The following is a 283-nucleotide window of genomic DNA, read 5'->3' on the forward strand; positions in this document are numbered from 1 at the left end:
TTCGAGAAGCTTGTCGGCGCGGTGCGCCAGTTCGTCGATCGTGGAGATGATCGAGCGCGACGCGCCCTTGACCGTGTAATCCAGCGCGACACCGGGTTCGAGCGGCCTTTCGTTCATCAGGTTGGCAAAGGGATTTTTACGCGCCATGGCGGTATCCCCCGTTCATCCGGTTGATTTCATGGGTGCAAAACCCGGTTTTGACGGCGGTCAACCGCATCACAGCCGCCCCCATGCCTTGTGGATGAGGCCCTGGATTTCGAAATTCACCGCATCCATGCATTCG

Source organism: Rhizobium sp. YJ-22 (assembly GCF_029601685.1).
In the GTDB taxonomy this organism is placed as follows: Bacteria; Pseudomonadota; Alphaproteobacteria; order Rhizobiales; family Rhizobiaceae; genus Metarhizobium.